This is a genomic window from Prosthecobacter sp. (assembly GCF_014879935.1).
GTDB lineage: Bacteria > Verrucomicrobiota > Verrucomicrobiia > Verrucomicrobiales > Verrucomicrobiaceae > Prosthecobacter.
The window spans coordinates 1-15,188 of record NZ_JACSRD010000202.1; the positions used below are offsets into that span (position 1 = coordinate 1).

General features: G+C 62.4%; 11 protein-coding genes. 1 reads left to right on the top strand and 10 read right to left on the bottom strand.

Going from position 1 to position 15,188, the window contains the following annotated elements; all coding sequences use genetic code 11:
• Nucleotides 1–125: 125 nt before the first annotated feature.
• On the bottom strand, nucleotides 126–1,166 hold the full coding sequence (locus tag IAE77_RS22575) for an IS5 family transposase (protein WP_294231636.1): 1,041 nt from the start codon (nucleotides 1,164–1,166) through the stop codon (nucleotides 126–128).
• Between the two features lie 131 nt (nucleotides 1,167–1,297).
• Here IAE77_RS22575 and IAE77_RS22580 point away from each other — a divergent pair, with 131 nt between their 5' ends.
• Nucleotides 1,298–2,542: a restriction endonuclease subunit S gene (locus tag IAE77_RS22580; protein ID WP_294231638.1), complete on the top strand. Its 1,245-nt coding sequence runs from the start codon at nucleotides 1,298–1,300 to the stop codon at nucleotides 2,540–2,542.
• 39 nt (nucleotides 2,543–2,581) lie between these two features.
• Here IAE77_RS22580 and IAE77_RS22585 read toward each other — a convergent pair whose 3' ends face one another.
• From IAE77_RS22585 to IAE77_RS22625, 9 genes are all read right to left on the bottom strand, one after another.
• Entirely contained in the window at nucleotides 2,582–3,301 is a 720-nt protein-coding gene (locus IAE77_RS22585; RefSeq protein WP_294231641.1) for a hypothetical protein, read from the bottom strand.
• Nucleotides 3,302–3,330: 29 nt separating this feature from the next.
• On the bottom strand, nucleotides 3,331–3,837 hold the full coding sequence (locus IAE77_RS22590; protein WP_294231643.1) for a hypothetical protein: 507 nt from the start codon (nucleotides 3,835–3,837) through the stop codon (nucleotides 3,331–3,333).
• A gap of 528 nt (nucleotides 3,838–4,365) precedes the next feature.
• Nucleotides 4,366–5,451, bottom strand: coding sequence for an acyltransferase (locus IAE77_RS22595; RefSeq protein ID WP_294231646.1), 1,086 nt, complete (start codon nucleotides 5,449–5,451; stop codon nucleotides 4,366–4,368).
• Nucleotides 5,452–5,550: 99 nt separating this feature from the next.
• Nucleotides 5,551–6,876, bottom strand: a complete 1,326-nt coding sequence (locus IAE77_RS22600; protein ID WP_294231648.1) for a glycosyltransferase family 4 protein — start codon at nucleotides 6,874–6,876, stop codon at nucleotides 5,551–5,553.
• Complete coding sequence (locus IAE77_RS22605) at nucleotides 6,876–7,940, bottom strand: polysaccharide biosynthesis/export family protein (RefSeq protein WP_294231651.1); 1,065 nt, start codon at nucleotides 7,938–7,940, stop codon at nucleotides 6,876–6,878. Before IAE77_RS22605 ends, IAE77_RS22600 begins: the two co-directional genes overlap by 1 nt.
• A gap of 255 nt (nucleotides 7,941–8,195) precedes the next feature.
• Complete coding sequence (locus IAE77_RS22610; protein ID WP_294231653.1) at nucleotides 8,196–8,879, bottom strand: response regulator transcription factor; 684 nt, start codon at nucleotides 8,877–8,879, stop codon at nucleotides 8,196–8,198.
• Between the two features lie 107 nt (nucleotides 8,880–8,986).
• On the bottom strand, nucleotides 8,987–11,998 hold the full coding sequence (locus tag IAE77_RS22615) for a polysaccharide biosynthesis/export family protein (RefSeq protein ID WP_294231655.1): 3,012 nt from the start codon (nucleotides 11,996–11,998) through the stop codon (nucleotides 8,987–8,989).
• Between the two features lie 55 nt (nucleotides 11,999–12,053).
• Nucleotides 12,054–13,184, bottom strand: coding sequence for a glycosyltransferase family 1 protein (locus IAE77_RS22620; RefSeq protein ID WP_294231657.1), 1,131 nt, complete (start codon nucleotides 13,182–13,184; stop codon nucleotides 12,054–12,056).
• On the bottom strand, nucleotides 13,181–15,160 hold the full coding sequence (locus IAE77_RS22625; RefSeq protein WP_294231659.1) for a WecB/TagA/CpsF family glycosyltransferase: 1,980 nt from the start codon (nucleotides 15,158–15,160) through the stop codon (nucleotides 13,181–13,183). Before IAE77_RS22625 ends, IAE77_RS22620 begins: the two co-directional genes overlap by 4 nt.
• Between the last annotated feature and the right edge of the window lie 28 nt (nucleotides 15,161–15,188).

A 15,188-nucleotide genomic window follows, 5' to 3' on the forward strand; every position in this document is an offset into this window, starting at 1 on the left:
TTGCTGACCATCTCTCGCTTCATTTGGCGGTTGGAGGCCTTTGTTGGTCAGCTTTTTTGGTGTGTGGGTGCCTTCAGGTGTGATCTTTGCACCTCTGGCGCGGCTTTTGAGCGTGCAGCCCGGCTTTAGCCAACCAGGCAGGCGTAGCGGTCCATGTTGTAAACCAGGTTGCTGAGGTGGTTGTGCTGCGTGGCTCGTTTCAACCCGATGCTCCGACACCAGTCGGCTCCCATGTGCGCGAGCCTCGCGAAGATGTGCTCCACCCGCACACGCATCCGGCTGATCGTGTGGTTGGTCTGTTGTTCGGCCTCACTCAGCGGGTGACCACGCGTGGCTTTGCGCATGAGGAACTCCTGCGCGTTGAGTTTGATGAGATGCTCTTCATGCTCGGCGCTGTGGTAGGCGCTGTCGGCGAGCACGGCTTGGTCCTTTTCGTCGAGCAGTTCCTCGAACACCTGGCTGTCATGCACGCTGGCGGGCGTGGTCTTGGACTTGAGGATGAGCTTGGTTTTCAAGTCGGCCTTCACGTGGTTCTTCCATCCAAAGTGGGCCTCGTTGTTCTTCTTGGTCCAGCGTGCCTCGCTGTCTTTCTGACGGCCGACGGCGGGGTTGGTGTCGAACTCTTCGGGGCGTTCGCCCTGCTTGATGCGCTGGTTTTGCCCGCGCTCGTTGCGCTGGCGCGGGGCTTCGGTGAAGCTGGCGTCGATGATGCTGCCTTCGTGCGCGACGATGCCTTTGCCTTCAAGCATCAGGCCAAAGGCGTCAAAGAGCTTGCGTCCGCCTTCGCGGCCATCGGCCTCGATGCGCTGTTTGAAGTCCCAGAGCGTCTTGGTGTCGGGAATGTCGTCGCCGATGCGCAGGCCGAGGAAGTTTTTAAAGCTGGTGCGGTCGAAGATTTGCTCCTCGGTGGCGTCGTCGCTGAGCCCGTGGAACTTCTGCAGCACGAGGACTTTGAACATGAGCACGGGGTCGAAGGGTGGCTTGCCGCCTTTCTTCCAGTCGCGTGTGGCATAGCCGGTGAGATCCTCCAGCAACGGGCGGAAGCTTTCCCAGGGGATGAGGTCGCGCAGCTTGAGGATGCCGCTGGTCCTGGCGGCAACGGCCTGCTCGTGTTCGATGGCGCTGAAGAGTCCGCCTCCTCGTTCGGTCTTGCGGTAGCGTGTCATGACTCTTTACATCGCTCACAATCCACCTTCTTCAAAGCGCTGCCTGGGAAGTTGAGGTTTCCAGAGGTGCCCTTAAATCCAAGACGATAGATCCATCCGACTATCCTGATGAGGTCTTTGAGCTGTATAGCGTGCCCACGTTTCCAACTCGCACCCCCGAGTTGCTAGCTGGGCGAGCTATCGGTTCTACCAAGCAAGTCGTTGAACCGGATGATGTGCTGATCTGCAAGATCAACCCGCGCATCAACCGCGTCTGGAAGGTGATGCCCAAGACCGATAAAAGGCAGATTGCTTCATCAGAGTGGATAGTGATGCGAGCCAATGGCATGAACTCCGAGTTCTTGCGCACCTACTTTTGCAGTCAGGAGTTTCGTGAGATTTTGTGCGAAGACCTCACGGGAGTCGGTGGTTCATTAACGCGTGCCCAACCCAAACGGGTTGCAAAGTTTCGAGTGCCCCTCGCTCCCCTCGCCGAGCAGAAGCGGATCGCGGACAAGCTGGAGGCGGTGCTGGGGCGGGTGGACGCCTGCCGCGCCCGCCTCGACCGCGTCCCCGACCTCCTCAAACGCTTTCGCCAATCCGTCCTCGCCGCCGCCACCTCCGGCCAGCTCACCGAGGATTGGAGGGAGCCATCACGAGGAAAACACGTTGTAAATGACCTTCCTGAAGGTTTCCCGGACATAGACGCATTGTGGCATTGGCAGAGGCTTGAAGATTTGTGCGACCACGTAGTGGACTGTCCTCATTCGACACCCAGTTGGACTGAAACTGGACGACTCTGCGTGAGGACCACAAACTTCCGGCCGGGCAGGTTAGATTTGTCTCAACGCCAATATGTATCGGACGAAACATTTCAGGCACGAATTGAACGGCTGAAACCAGAGCCCGGCGACATTCTCTACAGTAGAGAGGGCGGTATCCTTGGGATCGCATGCATGATCCCTCCGGGAGTCGATCTGTGTTTGGGGCAACGCATGATGTTGTTCCGCACTTCAACTCGCTATGAGTCTGCTTTATTAATGCACTGGCTGAATAGCCCATTCGTCCTCCAACGAGTTCGAGAACTCACGGGAGGAAGTGCGTCACCACACCTTAACGTTCGCGATATTCGCGCTCTGCCGGTTCCCGTTCCCCCACTCGCCGAACAAGCCGAAATCGTGCGCCGGGTGGAAGCGCTGTTCGCGCTGGCGGACCGGATCGAAGCGCGACTGGCGACCGCGCAGCGCCTGGTGGAGCGCCTCACCCCCGCCACCCTGAGCAAAGCCTTCCGCGGCGACCTCGTCCCCCAAGACCCCAACGACGAACCCGCCTCCAAACTGCTGGAGCATTTGCCTGCGGCATCTAGAAACGCCGCAAACCTCACGAAGCGACGTTAAGTCCAAGCACCGCGAGGCCAGCTCGCTCGGTTGATTCGATCACCAAAGGTTGAGTGCCTGCCTTAGGATATGAAGCCACCCTTTAGGGGCTGGCAGGCTGGACTCATTTCCCACATCCCGGTTCGCCGAGGTTTTAGTTCGCAAGGATTTGATTCCGAAACGAAAAAGGAGAGGTGCTATGACAAGTGCCGGTGGGAGAAATAACCAATACAAGTATCTGATTTGCTCTGGGCTAAAGGAGTGCAGGAACTCAAAAAGCGCCATCCAGCTATCCTTGCTCATGGCGGCTCCTCCGATGACCACCAGACACAGAAGCAAGATAACAAAACACAGGAGCACGATGACCCCGCGCAGGATCATATCAGAGTAGCAGACATGCTTTGCGACAGTGGCATTCATCCAGTTGATGCTGTTTTGGGTGTCGGACCTTTTGATGTCTTGCTGAGTGTCGCTGGTGCTTTTTTGATCCTCTCGAGCACTATTGGAGCGCTCGGTCTGAGCCTGGGATTCGGCAGCCATTTTTTCAATCGCCAGGCGCGCCGCCTCATTGGCTGATTTGGCGGCCATTCGGTCGCAGTATGCCCGCACAACCTGTTCCCGCATCGGCTCGGTGAGTTGAGCCAGGATGTCAGCCGAAGGGAGCCCGTCATCGCAGGGGGATGCGGTTTTGGTTTTGGCGGCCCGCTTTGACGGCTTGCACAACCTCTTTGAAGAGCCGCGTGGTGCGGCTCCATCCAGAGGTGGTGTGTTGGTGTCCATAATCTATGCAGGGTGATCCTTCGAATCGGTCATGGTGTTTTGGGTGGTGACTGAGCGAGGGCGGCATCGCGATAGGCCAAGGCCTCCTTTTTGCCTGCGGCGGTGAGACGGAAGAGGAGGCCGCTACGCCCCACGCTGGCGTCCAGCAGCTCAATGGCTGGCGGCGTGCGCTGCGCATGGTAGCGTACAAGCATCGAGGGATTCGAGAGGGTCAGATTGAGTTCGGCCAGAAGACTGGTGATCATGCCGACGCGGACATTGGCATGGCCTTCCTGCTCCAGCTGCCAGGTGGTGCAGAGGAGACGGATCGGGGCTGTCCATGCTGGCTCTGCAAGCCACAAGCGGTCTGCGTTAGGCGCCTTGAAGATGCTATCGAAGCCTCTGCTGGCAGCCTCCGCTTCGTAGAGACTGATGGCCTGCTCCACTTGCGCGTCGTTCAGCTTGCCAAATTCCAGGAAAGCCTCGCGCCCCTGGGGGTCAAGCGGCGAGTCCAGCCAGGCGCGTGGCTGGTCAACCAAGCCGATTCGCCAAAGCATGAGGGCGAATAGGACCTGCTTCTGGTTATGGGTCAGAGACAAGTACGCCACCAGGAACGACCAGGGGAGGTCGCGACCTGAAGATGGAGTCGAAGCCATGCGCTGCCCTTACCGAGCGGCAGTTTGTGCGCAACTAAATTTTGTGGAATTCAATGCAAGGCGTTTGGAGGAAATACAAACTAGGGTAGTCCGAGATTATTCGGATGAATCGGTTTGTCTATGAGAATTTCGAATAAAACTAAGGAAAATCGAAATGTTTGAGGAGGGAGCCGCAAAAAATGTACAAACGTTTTAATAAGATGCGAAAACAATGAAACATAAAAACAGGGCAGAATCAGGTTTGATTGAAGGGTTCTGCGAGGATGGCAGATAAAGAATGAACCTTTCACGCTTTGTGCCGTTCCAGCAGCCACAGATCGCTTCGATTGCTTGATTCAGGGAACAGACTGGGCTTCGAAAAGCGAAGATCTTTCCTGTCACCCGTCAGCTTTCAAAACGGCGTATCGCTTGGCCAAAGACGGCGGTTGCTCACTTCGCCGCAAACCGCTTCTTCAGCTTCGCGCAGGGCTTTTCGATTCCTTCGTGCATGAGCCAGGCGAGGAGGAGAGAGAGCACGAAGGCGGTGACGCCTTGGGCGAGCTTGGAAATCGGTGCGTGGGTCTTTAGGACGGCCAGGACGAGGGAGTGGACGAGGTAGAAGGCATAGGAGAGGACGCCGACTTTGCGGACCCAGGGCCAGTTGAGGAAGCGGAAGGGCAGCCAATCGGGATGGCGGATGACGGCGATGAAGACGGGGACGAGGGCGAGGCCTTGAACCGTGTAGCGCCAGGTCTCGCGGAAGGCGACATCGCGCAGGACGAAGCTGCCAAGCAGCACGACGAGGCTGAGGGGCAGCAGGACGAAGAGCAGGGGGCGACGCGGCAGGCCGCCGGGATCGAGCGCGGGATTTTGCCAGACGGCGAGGGCGCAGCCGAAGAGCAGGCCGTCGAAGCGGGTGTCCGTGCCATGGCAGGTGCGCGGATGATGGCTGCTGCCGTTGTGGAGGTCGATCACCTGCCAGTGATGCACGAGCAGCATCCGCCACGCGAGCACCAGCCCGGCGAGGCCCATGAGGACGATGAACTGATGCCTGCGATCCGGCAGAAGCTTTCGCAGCCCGAGGTAGAGCAGCGGGAAGAGCAAATAGAAGTGCTCCTCCACCGCGAGCGACCACATGACCTCCGTGCCCGCCGGCTGAAGCCCGCCGTTGATCTCCCAAAAATTGGAAATGAAGCCCGCCTGCGCCGCCATGGCCTGCCAACTGAAGCCGCCCTCCACCCAGCCCTTTGCCGCGAGCAGCGTGATGACCGCCAGCACGAGGTAGAACGGCGGAAAGATGCGCAGCGCCCGGCGCAGATAAAAATCCCGCAGGTTCACCCCGCCCGTGCGTTCGCACTCCATCCGCATCAGCGTGGTGATGAGGTAGCCGCTGAGGAAGAAGAACACCGTCACCCCAAACAACCCCGGCACGACATGCGACAGCCCCGCATGACTCAGGAACACGATCCCGATCGCGACCGCTCGCAAGCCGTCGAGGGAAGGGATTTTGAAGAGACTGGGAGACTTGGAGACCATGAGACTGGGAGACTGGGAGACTGGGAGAAGGGAGAGGTTCTCTGTTCGCTGTTCTCTGTTGGTGCTTCGCGTTGAGAACTGAGAACTGAGAACTGAGAACTAGGAACCGCTCCCCATCGGCGTGCCCCAGTCGGGCTTGGTGGGGCGGTGGCCGAGGAGCCAGTGATAGACTTCGACGATCTGTTTCGCCTTGGCGGGCCAGGTGTAGTAGGTGCGGACGTGGTCCTGGGCGCGGCGGCCGGTTTCGGCGAGCATGTCGCGCTGGGTTTGGACGTTGAGGAGGAGGTCTCGCAGGCGCGTGATGATGTCGTCACGCGTGGTCATGGGCAGGACGAAGCCGGTGCCGGGCGGGACGAGCTCGGGCGGGCCGCCGTGATCGAGCACGACGGGCGGCACACCGAGCGCCATGGCCTCCAGCACCGCGCCGCCGCCGAACTCGCGGATGCTGGGGAAGACAAACAGATCGCTCTCGCGCAGTCGCGGACCGAGCTTCGCATGATCGATCCAGCCTTCCATGCGCACGGAGGCCGTGAGGCCGAGCGATTCGATCATCGACTGCAAGCGGCCGCGCTCGGGTCCATCGCCAATGATGTCGAGCGTGGCTCCACCGGCCTTCAGCAAGGGCGCGGCGGCTTCGAGTAGCATGTCCACGCCCTTCAGCGCGACGAGTCGGCCGACGAAGGAAAGGCGCAGCGGCTGCTCACTGCTCAAATCGGGGGCGTCACGCGGCGTGAGCGGGAACTTGGCGAGATCGACGGCATTCTCGGGGATGAAGACGCAGCGGTCGCGCACGTTTTCCGGCATCTCCCGCAGGGTGGTGCGTGAGGCGGTGAGGATGGCGCTGGCGCATTCACGCGTGGCGGTGATGCCGGGCGTGAGTTTGTAAAGCGCCCGCAGCTTGCCGGCGGCATCGCGTTCATTGCGGCGCAGCTCGTCAAAGCCCTTCGGCCAAGGCACGCCGCCATTGAGCGGGCCGAGGGCAAAGGGCATGCCGATCTTCTTGAGCCGCGGCGCGATCCAGCTCGGTGTGGTGGGTGAGAGGGGCAGGATGCGGTGGACGAGATCAAACTCGCCCGCTTTGAAGCGCGGCTCGAACTCGCGCCACAGCGTGCGCTCGAAGAAGGGATAGACGAGATTCGAGAGCAGCGCGTAGAGGCTCCAACTGAAGTTGCTCTTGCCGCTGAGCTTGTTCGTGAGGCTCCACGAGAGGTGTTGGAGGCGGCGGTTGTTGATGGCGGTGAAGTCCTTGCCCTCGACAAGGCCCGCCTTGATGAAGTCATCGCGATTGCGCCACTCGGTGACGATGTGCGCATCGGTCTCCGCGGCGATGGCCTGCACGCAGGACCAGCCGACGAGCGCGGCGCTGGTGAGCGCGGGATTCGCCGCCTCGGCGATGAGGAGCGGGCGGATGCGTTTCGTGCTCATCAGTTGCTTCCTCCGCCGATGTTGACGTTCAAGCCGATGCTCTGCGCATTCGGTGCGCCTGCGTGGCTGCCTTCCGTGGCGGCGACGAGGCGCACGAAGGTGTTCACGGCTTCTTTGGCGAGGTGGATGGGCGAGATGCTGCCCGCGCCGGGCACATAGACGATGTCGCCCGGCTCCAAGGTGACGTTGGTGGCCTTGCCGGTCATGATGTCGAGCGCATTCACGGTGGCGATCTTTGGCTCGGTGAGCGAGCCGCGGATGATGGAGACCTTTCTCAGATCGGCATCCGGCCGGATACCGAGACCGCGACCGAGCGCGGACATGAGATTCATATCGCTCATGAAGCCGATGGGCCGTGGCTCGGTGACGGCACCGAGCACATAGACTTCATTCGTGAGCGCGGAGGGCAGATAAACATAGTCATCAGGCTCCAGATAGACGTTCTGCGTCATATCGCCCTCACGCACGAGCTTTTGAAAATCTACGGGCAGCATGCGGCCGCGACGGATGAGGAAGCTGTGCTGGAGATCGGCGAGCTCCTCGGTGGTGCCGGTGAAGCGGGAGGTGAAGAGCCCGCCCGCCTGCGAGATGGCATCCAGCACGCGCATGGGCTGCTTCAGCGGGTAGATGCCGGGGGCATTGAGCCGCCCCAGCACCCACACGCGCTGGCTGACGGCATCCCGCAGCGTGACGGCGACCTGCGGCTGCTTGTAGTACTTCGTGAGCTGGGTTTCGAGCTCGGTCTGGAGCTGCTGCGTGGTCTTGCCTGCCACATCGAGGCCGGGAAGCAGGTCATAGTAGATCTTTGCGTCCGGCGTGACGAAGGTGTCGGTGCGCGTGCCGGTCTCGCCGAGGATCTCGATCTCCAATTTGTCGCCCGGGCCGAGGGTGTAGGCTTTGTCGGGTTTTTGGAGCCACTGCGGGTCGATGGCGGCCTTCGGTGCGGATTGGGTGAAGGCGGGGGCGGCTGCGGAGTCGTCGCGGGCGTCGAAGCGGGGGCCTTTGACCAGCGAGCAGGAGGAAAGGATGAGAAGCAGTGGCAGGGAGCACGGTTTCAAGAACATGCGGAAACCGTCGCGAAGGGCGCGGGTGGGACAATCCCCGCAGGTGAGGGAGAAGGAATGACGAATGACGAATGACGAATGACGAATGACGAATGCGGAAGAGGTGGAGAGTTGGAGGCGACGGGAAGAGGCACGGTGAAGCGTGAACAACGTACTTCCAAGCCCAGGGGCGAGGCGCATCGATGCTCCGTCTCAGGAAGCGCGAAGGATGAAGCGCGTCCCTATCCTGATCTCTCAGCTCTCCCGCTCTGCGGCTTACTGCTGGTGCTCGAGATACTTGATGACCGCCTCGGTGCGGGAGCGGACGTGGAGCTTGGCGTACACGGCCTTCAGGTAGTCGCGCACGGTCTCGTAGCTGATGCCGAGGTCGTGGGCGACCTCCTTGGGGACCATGCCCTGGGCGAGGCGTTCGAGGATCTGGCTTTCGCGGGGCGTGAGGCCGGGGATTTCCTTTTTCTGCGGCACCACGGGCTCCTGAAAGCTCTTGATGAGCAGGCGGGCGATCTCCTGGCTGAGCGGGGAGCCGCCCTCGCTGGCCTGACGGACGCCGGTGGCGATCTCATTGGGCCGGGAGGACTTCAGCAGGTAACCGTTGGCACCGGCACGCAGCGCGGCGAAGACCTTGTCCGGATCATCGTGAATGGTGAGGACGACAAAGGCGGTGTTGCTGAGTCGTGGCGACATCTGGCGGATCAATTCGATGCCGGAAACCTTCGGCAGCTCCAGATCGACGATGACGACGTGCGGCCGTGTCTCGGCGATGGGTTGGGCGGCTTCCTCGGCCGATTCCCAGGCTCCCACGAACTCAAAGCCGTTCGACGGTTTCTGAATCAGCTTCTTGAGGAACAGACGCAGAGTGGCGTCATCCTCGACAACGCCGACGCGCAGTGTCTTGAGGGTGCTGGAACCGTTGCTGGAACCGTTGATGGAATCGAACATGGAGAAACTAAACGGCATGGCAGCCTGGGCAGACAACGCTTTTTTCCTAAACCTTGTCGTAGGCGAGGGTAAGACTTGGTTAGATTGCGCAAGCAATGAGGGCAGATTCACCGGATCGAGGGAAGAATGGGATTCTGGATGTAGGGGCCGATGTTGTGGTTCGTCCAACTGGAGACCGCGCCTTGCAGGAAGGCATTGATGGCGAGGTTCAGCAGCTCCTCCGCCCGCGCCCAGGGGCGGTCGGCGATGTAAACGATGTCCTTCGGCTCCAGGCGGAACCCTTTGTCGCGGGCGGTGAGCACGTCGTCCATGTCCACCACGAAGCGCTCCGGCTTCTCCAGCGAGCCGCGGACGACCAGCACCCGGCGCGTGTAAGCCTTCTGTGTGAAGCCGCCTGCGGTGGTGATGGCGCTGTGCACGCTGGTGTGGGCCAGCAGGCCCTGCGTGCCCTGCATCTTCACATCGCCGAGGACGTAGATCTCGTTGGAGTTCGCGGAGGGGAAGTAAAGGTAGTCGCCCGGCTCGACGGGGACGTTTTGCGTCATGTCGCCATGCAGGAAGAGCGATTCGAGATTCACCGGCACGCGCTGCTGGCCGCGCATGAGGAAGCTGCGGCCGAGATCGGCCAGTTCGACGGTGTTTTGCTGGAACAGACCGGTTTCGAGGCCTCCGGCCTCGGCGACGATCTCCAGGATGCTCATGGGGCGGTCGAGATTGATCGCGCCTTTCTTCACCACTTTGCCAAGCACGTAAACCTTGCGGCTTTGAAAGGTGAAGGGCGTGACGACGACCTTGGCGTTGCGATAGTAGCGGCGCAGTTCGGTGGTGAGCTTCTCCCGCAACTGATCGAGAGAAAGGCCGGCCACGTGGATGTCGCGAGCCTGGAGGTAGGTGAGGCGGCCATCGGGGCCGATGGTGATCTCGGAGCGCTCGTGGCCCTGGAATCCGGGCATGTGGATGTTCACCGCGTCGCCGGGGCCGAGGAGCAAGGGCTGGCTGGCGGGCGCGGCGTGGAGGAAGGTCGATGAGAGCACCAGCAGCGCCGCGAAACGTGCGAGGGCGAGCGGTTTGAGCGTGGGCGCGTGGTCCAGCACCGCGGCGACGAGGCGGCAGCCGGCGTCCCGATACATGCGCAGCGCGTCGCTGACATTCTGCACACGGGCACCGCCGCTGCTGCCAGCCCAGAGGAGATTGGGCAGACGCTCGGCCACGAGCAGGGCCTCCGGCTGCTCCACGGACGGTAGAGTGATGAGGATCACGAGCTGCGGTGTGGTGCGCCACACATTCATCGCGGCCAGCCACTGCTGTCGCTGAGCGGCGTTCCAGCTCCAGTCGTCACCAACGCGGAGGGAGCACACGCTTTCAGGCGATTCGCGCAGGTGCTCGATGACACGCTCCGGCTCGCGCAAGGCCTCGTCGATGTCCACGTCTCCTTCAGGCGAGATCGTGAGGCAGCCGAGGCCGCGGCGCACGGCGGCCATGGCCAGCATGCGCGTCATGCGCGTGGCGGTGGCCGCGTCGTCGGCATGCATCAGGCCGCACAGGGTGGCCTCGCCACGGGCGGGAATGACGAGCATGGGCTGCAGCCGTGTCCAGGTGCGGAAGGCCCAGGCTTCCTCGCTTTCATGAAGCTGGCGCTGGTCCTGAGGCAGCAGACCGATGACGGGCACGCCGGTGGCGCGTTTCAGATCACCCGCGCTGCGGATGCGGCTGTCGAGGAGGGTGAAAATGATCGCCAGCAGGGCCACCACGCCGGCTCCTGCGGCGAAACCGCCGCCCGTGACCATCGCGAGCTTCTGCGTGGGCTTCACCGAGAGCACGTCCTGCGGACGGTCCATGGCGAAGAGCTTGAAGTAGCCCTGGGCATCCTCTTCAAACAGCGCCGCCTCACGCTGGCGGCTGGCCAGCAGGTCGCGCGACGCCTTGAGGGTCTGCTGCTTGGATTTGATGCTGGCGTATTCCATCGCCTTGCGCGGGAGCTGGGCCAGGCGCTCGTTCAAGCCGCTGCGCACGGTGTCCAGCTTGCCGAGCTGCTCCTGCATCACCTTCTTCTCCGACCGGAGGCGCACGAGTTCGAGATAAAGGCTTTCCGCCACCGCGCTTTCGCCGGGTTTGGGCGGGGCGTCGGCACGCGGGCCGAGGTGCTTCATCTGCTCCTCCATGGCGGCCAGCTTTTCACGCGCCTCGATCATGGTGGGATGCTCGTCGGTGTAGCGCACTGCGAGCTCGGCCACCTGACGACGTGCGGCGTCGAGACGCGCGGCGTTCGTGTCCACCTTGTCGAGCTCCTTCTCCACGCCCTGGATGCGCAGGTCGAGCGTCTCGTGATCGAGCTTCAGGGTCTCGTATTTCAGCGTGAAATTGCCCAGTTCGCCGAGCCACGCGTCCATCTGCTTGTCCGCATCGACGAGCTGCTCGCGCTTCGCGTAGGCGAGCAGTTCTTCATTCGCCTTCACGAGATCGGCATCGGTGCGCCCGATCTGCTGCTGGAGGAACTCGCGCATCTCCGTGGCAGAACCGCGCTGGAGGTCACGGGCGAGCATCAGCACCTCGGAGATGTAGGCCTGCAGGATCTCGAGGGAGGCCTGCGCGCTCTGATTGCCCGTCATGCTGATGGAGACGACCTCGGTGTTGCGTTCCGGGGCGATGACGAGGCCGGAACGGATCACGCGTTCATCGTAGCGGCCTTGCAGGCGCTTGGCGGCCGCCTCGACGACGTTGCCGTTGTACATCAGCTTGATGAAAGTCGGGATCGTCATGTCCCGCGGGCGGAAGGATTCGCCGGAATCGGACTGGCGGAAGGCGGCCGCGGCCTCCTGCTTGATCAATTGCGCCCGGGCGGTGTGGAGGGTCTCAAAGCGGTCATAACCGACGACAAACATGCCCGCGGCCAGGGCACCGCCTGCGACGAGCATCAACCACCAGCGACGCACCAGCGCGTCGATGAGCCGCAGCGGATCAAACGGCAGCTTGATGGACGCCGCCGCAGGCGCGGCCGCTTCCACGGCCGGTTCCAGGTCGAGCATCACCTCCGCGCGTCTCCGGGCCAGCGCCCGACGCCGCAGCACGCGGGGGCGCAGATGGTTCGGGGATGAAGGAGTGAGGGCTAGGTCTGACATGGTCCTCAAAAGTGCGCCTCACCTGTGGCGGGGACAATCCCCCCAGGTGGGGGAATCATCCCAGATAAGCCGCCATCACCTGGGCGGCGTTTTCCCCCCAGTCAAAGCGTCGCGCATTTTCCAAACCAGCTCGCACGAGGTTCTCGCGACGCACGGGCGAGTCGGCGATGAAGCGCATCGCCTCCGCGATGTCGCCTGCATTGAGCGGATCGACGATCTGCGCGGCATGGGCCACGACTTCATCGAGCGATCCGGAGATGGAGCTGATCACCGGCGTGCCGCAGGCCATGGCCTCGACCGGCGGCAGGCCGAAACCTTCGAACAACGAAGGATAGATCATGCACGAGGCGGCGCGGTAGAGGTCCGGCAGCACCGCGTCCTCGACAAAGCCGGTAAAGCGGATGTCGGCGGCGTTGGGGGAGGCTTTGGCGGCCGCATGGATGTGCTCCGCGCCGTGCCAGTCGCTCCCGGCCAGCACGAGCTGCCACGGGCTGTCCGAATGCTTCTTGAAGCGGTCGAAGGCCTCGATGAGGCGCACGTGGTTCTTCGCCGGATGTTCAAGCCGTGAGACGTAGAGGAAGAACGGTCGATCGAGCTGCCAGCGTGAGCGCACCCTTTCGTCGGCTGCTTGCGGGTCGCCAGGATTGAACCGGCCATGATCGATGCCGTTGAGGATGACCTTCTGCTGCTCCAGCGGGATGCCGAAGAAGCGCTCCACGTCACGCGCGGTGTTCGTGCTCACGGTGATGATCTGGTCCTGCCGTCGTGCGAGATGTTTCACCACGACGCGGCCGTACAGCATGCGGGCCAGGTCGTATTTGCCCCGCACATGGAAAGGGGCCAGGTCATGAATCGTGGAGACGAGGCGGCTGGGAGCGGCCCGCAGCATGCGGCGGTAGCTGGGCACGTGCATCACATCGATCTGCTCGCGTGCCAGCCAGCCGGGCAGGATGGTTTGATGCCACAGGATGTTCTTCACGGCCGGACGCCAGCGTTCGGAGACGGGCACGATTTTCATGTGCTCACGGGCGAAGTCGAACAGCGGCAGGTCCTCCTCCAGCACGAGAAGGTGAAACTGCGCCTCGTGTGCATGCGCCATCAGCGCCCGCGTGAGCGCCAGCACATACTGGCCCACGCCGCTTTTGCCGCGCTGCATCACGCTGGTGGAGAGGGCGATCTTGATCATGGGCGGGCGGATTTGTGGAAGATCAGCGAACTGGTCAGCTCCAGGATGGAACCGCAGCCAAACACGGCGAGATCGGCCGCGTAGCGCTTCAGCAAACGGCGTGGCTCCTGCAGCAGGCGGAAGACCCATTCGAGGCCGCATCGGCGCATCCACACCGGTGCGCGGCGCATCGAGCCGGCCAGGAAGTCGATCGTGGCCCCCACGCCGACGCTCACCGGCACCCCGAGCGCCTGGTAGTTCCGCGCGATCCATTTCTCCTGCTTCGGACAGCCGAAGGAGACGAGCAGGATGTCCGGTGCTGCCTCGCGGATGCGGCGGTTGATCGCGTCGTGGTTCATCTTGTCCAGGGGCGCGAACGGCGGGGAGTAAGCGCCCGCCACCTCAAGCTCCGGATACTGCGTCTCCACATTCCGCACGGCTTCGGCGAGCACGCCACGCTCGCCTCCGAGAAAAAAAACGCGCCAGCCTGCCTTCTCCGCCTTGGCGAGCAGTTCGGGAACGAGGTCGGATCCGGCCACGCGCTCCGGCAGCGGCCGCCCGAGCCATTTCGAGAGCCAGACGAGCGGGGTGCCGTCGCAGACGACCATGTGCGCCTTGTCGAGGATGCGCCGCAGCTCCGTGTCGCGGGAGGATTGCACCAGGAAGTCCACGTTGGCCGTGGCGAGGTAATGCGGCTGACGGGAGGTCACCATGTCGCCGATGCGTTCGACCGTCTGCGCCATGGTGACGACATCAAAGGGCACGTCCATGATGCGGATCTGGCGACGGCGGTCCGGTTCGAAGCGTGATTCGATGGCGCGGCACAGTTTCGCGCCGATCTGACGCCAGCCGAAGCGTTCCCGGGCCGTGCGGATGCCATTCACGCGCAGATGCTCGCGCAGGGGTGGATTCTGCAACGCACGGACGATCTGATCCGCGAAGGTTTCAATCGTGTCCGCCAGCAGGATGTTGGTGTCATGCTTCAAATCGAGGCCTTGGGCACCAATCGTCGTCGAAACGACCGGCGTGCCGATGGCGAGGCTCTCGACGATCTTCAAACGTGTGCCGCCGCCGATGCGCAGGGGCACCATTTGCAGCCACGAGCGACGGTAGAAAGGCCGCACGTCCTCAACGCTGCCCGTGACGGTGACGCCGGGCCGCGTGGCGTAGGCCTGCACTTCCGGCAGGGGCGATTTGCCGACGATCAGCACCTGGAGATTCGGCACGGCCTTCAACACGCGTTCGTGAATGCCGCTGAAGAACCAGCGCAGCGCATCCACATTCGGCGTGTAGTCCATCGCGCCGCAGAACAGCACCGTGGGCTGTGCGGCCAGGGGGCCGGGTTCCGGGTCCGCTTTGAAGTAGTCGAGATCGACGCCGTTGGCGATCACCTGGAGCGGCACTTCCTGGCTGATGCGCTGACGCACAAAGACCTCGTCATCCGGTCCGCACAGCACCTGGAGCTGGCTGCGCCGCGCCACCTTGCGCTCAAAGAGCCACATCTTGGCCAGATGTTCGCCGGCGAGGAACTTGTCCTTGATGTTGTGGGTGTTGAACGCGGCCTGCTGCGTCTGGAACTGCAGATCCACGCGGCTGCGGTCGATGCTGAGCGGGATGTCCTTGTGCTCGTCGAGGAAATACTGGGCCAGGACGATGTCGCACACATGGACGAGGTCATAGCGCCGGCTTTTGACCTGCTGGCGGATGACTTCGGCGATGTGCGGGAGCTGCCAGTGGCGGATCGACGAAGGGGTGAGGTTGAGAAGACGGTTCGGGAACAGTTTGGGCCACTGCGGATGCTGGAAGGGAACGAAGGTCACCTCGCGGCAGAAGGCTTCAAACACGGGCCGGTGTTCCAGGCGCTCGCCATTCTCGCTCAAGGCGATGAGGTCCACCGTGTGTTCGCGGGCCAGCTCGCGCAGGAGGTGGAAGGTGCGCTGATACGTTCCGCGGTCGATCGGATACGGAATGTAGGGGTAGATGACGAGAATGTTCATGGGGTGCGTCTTCATTCTGCGTGCTGCG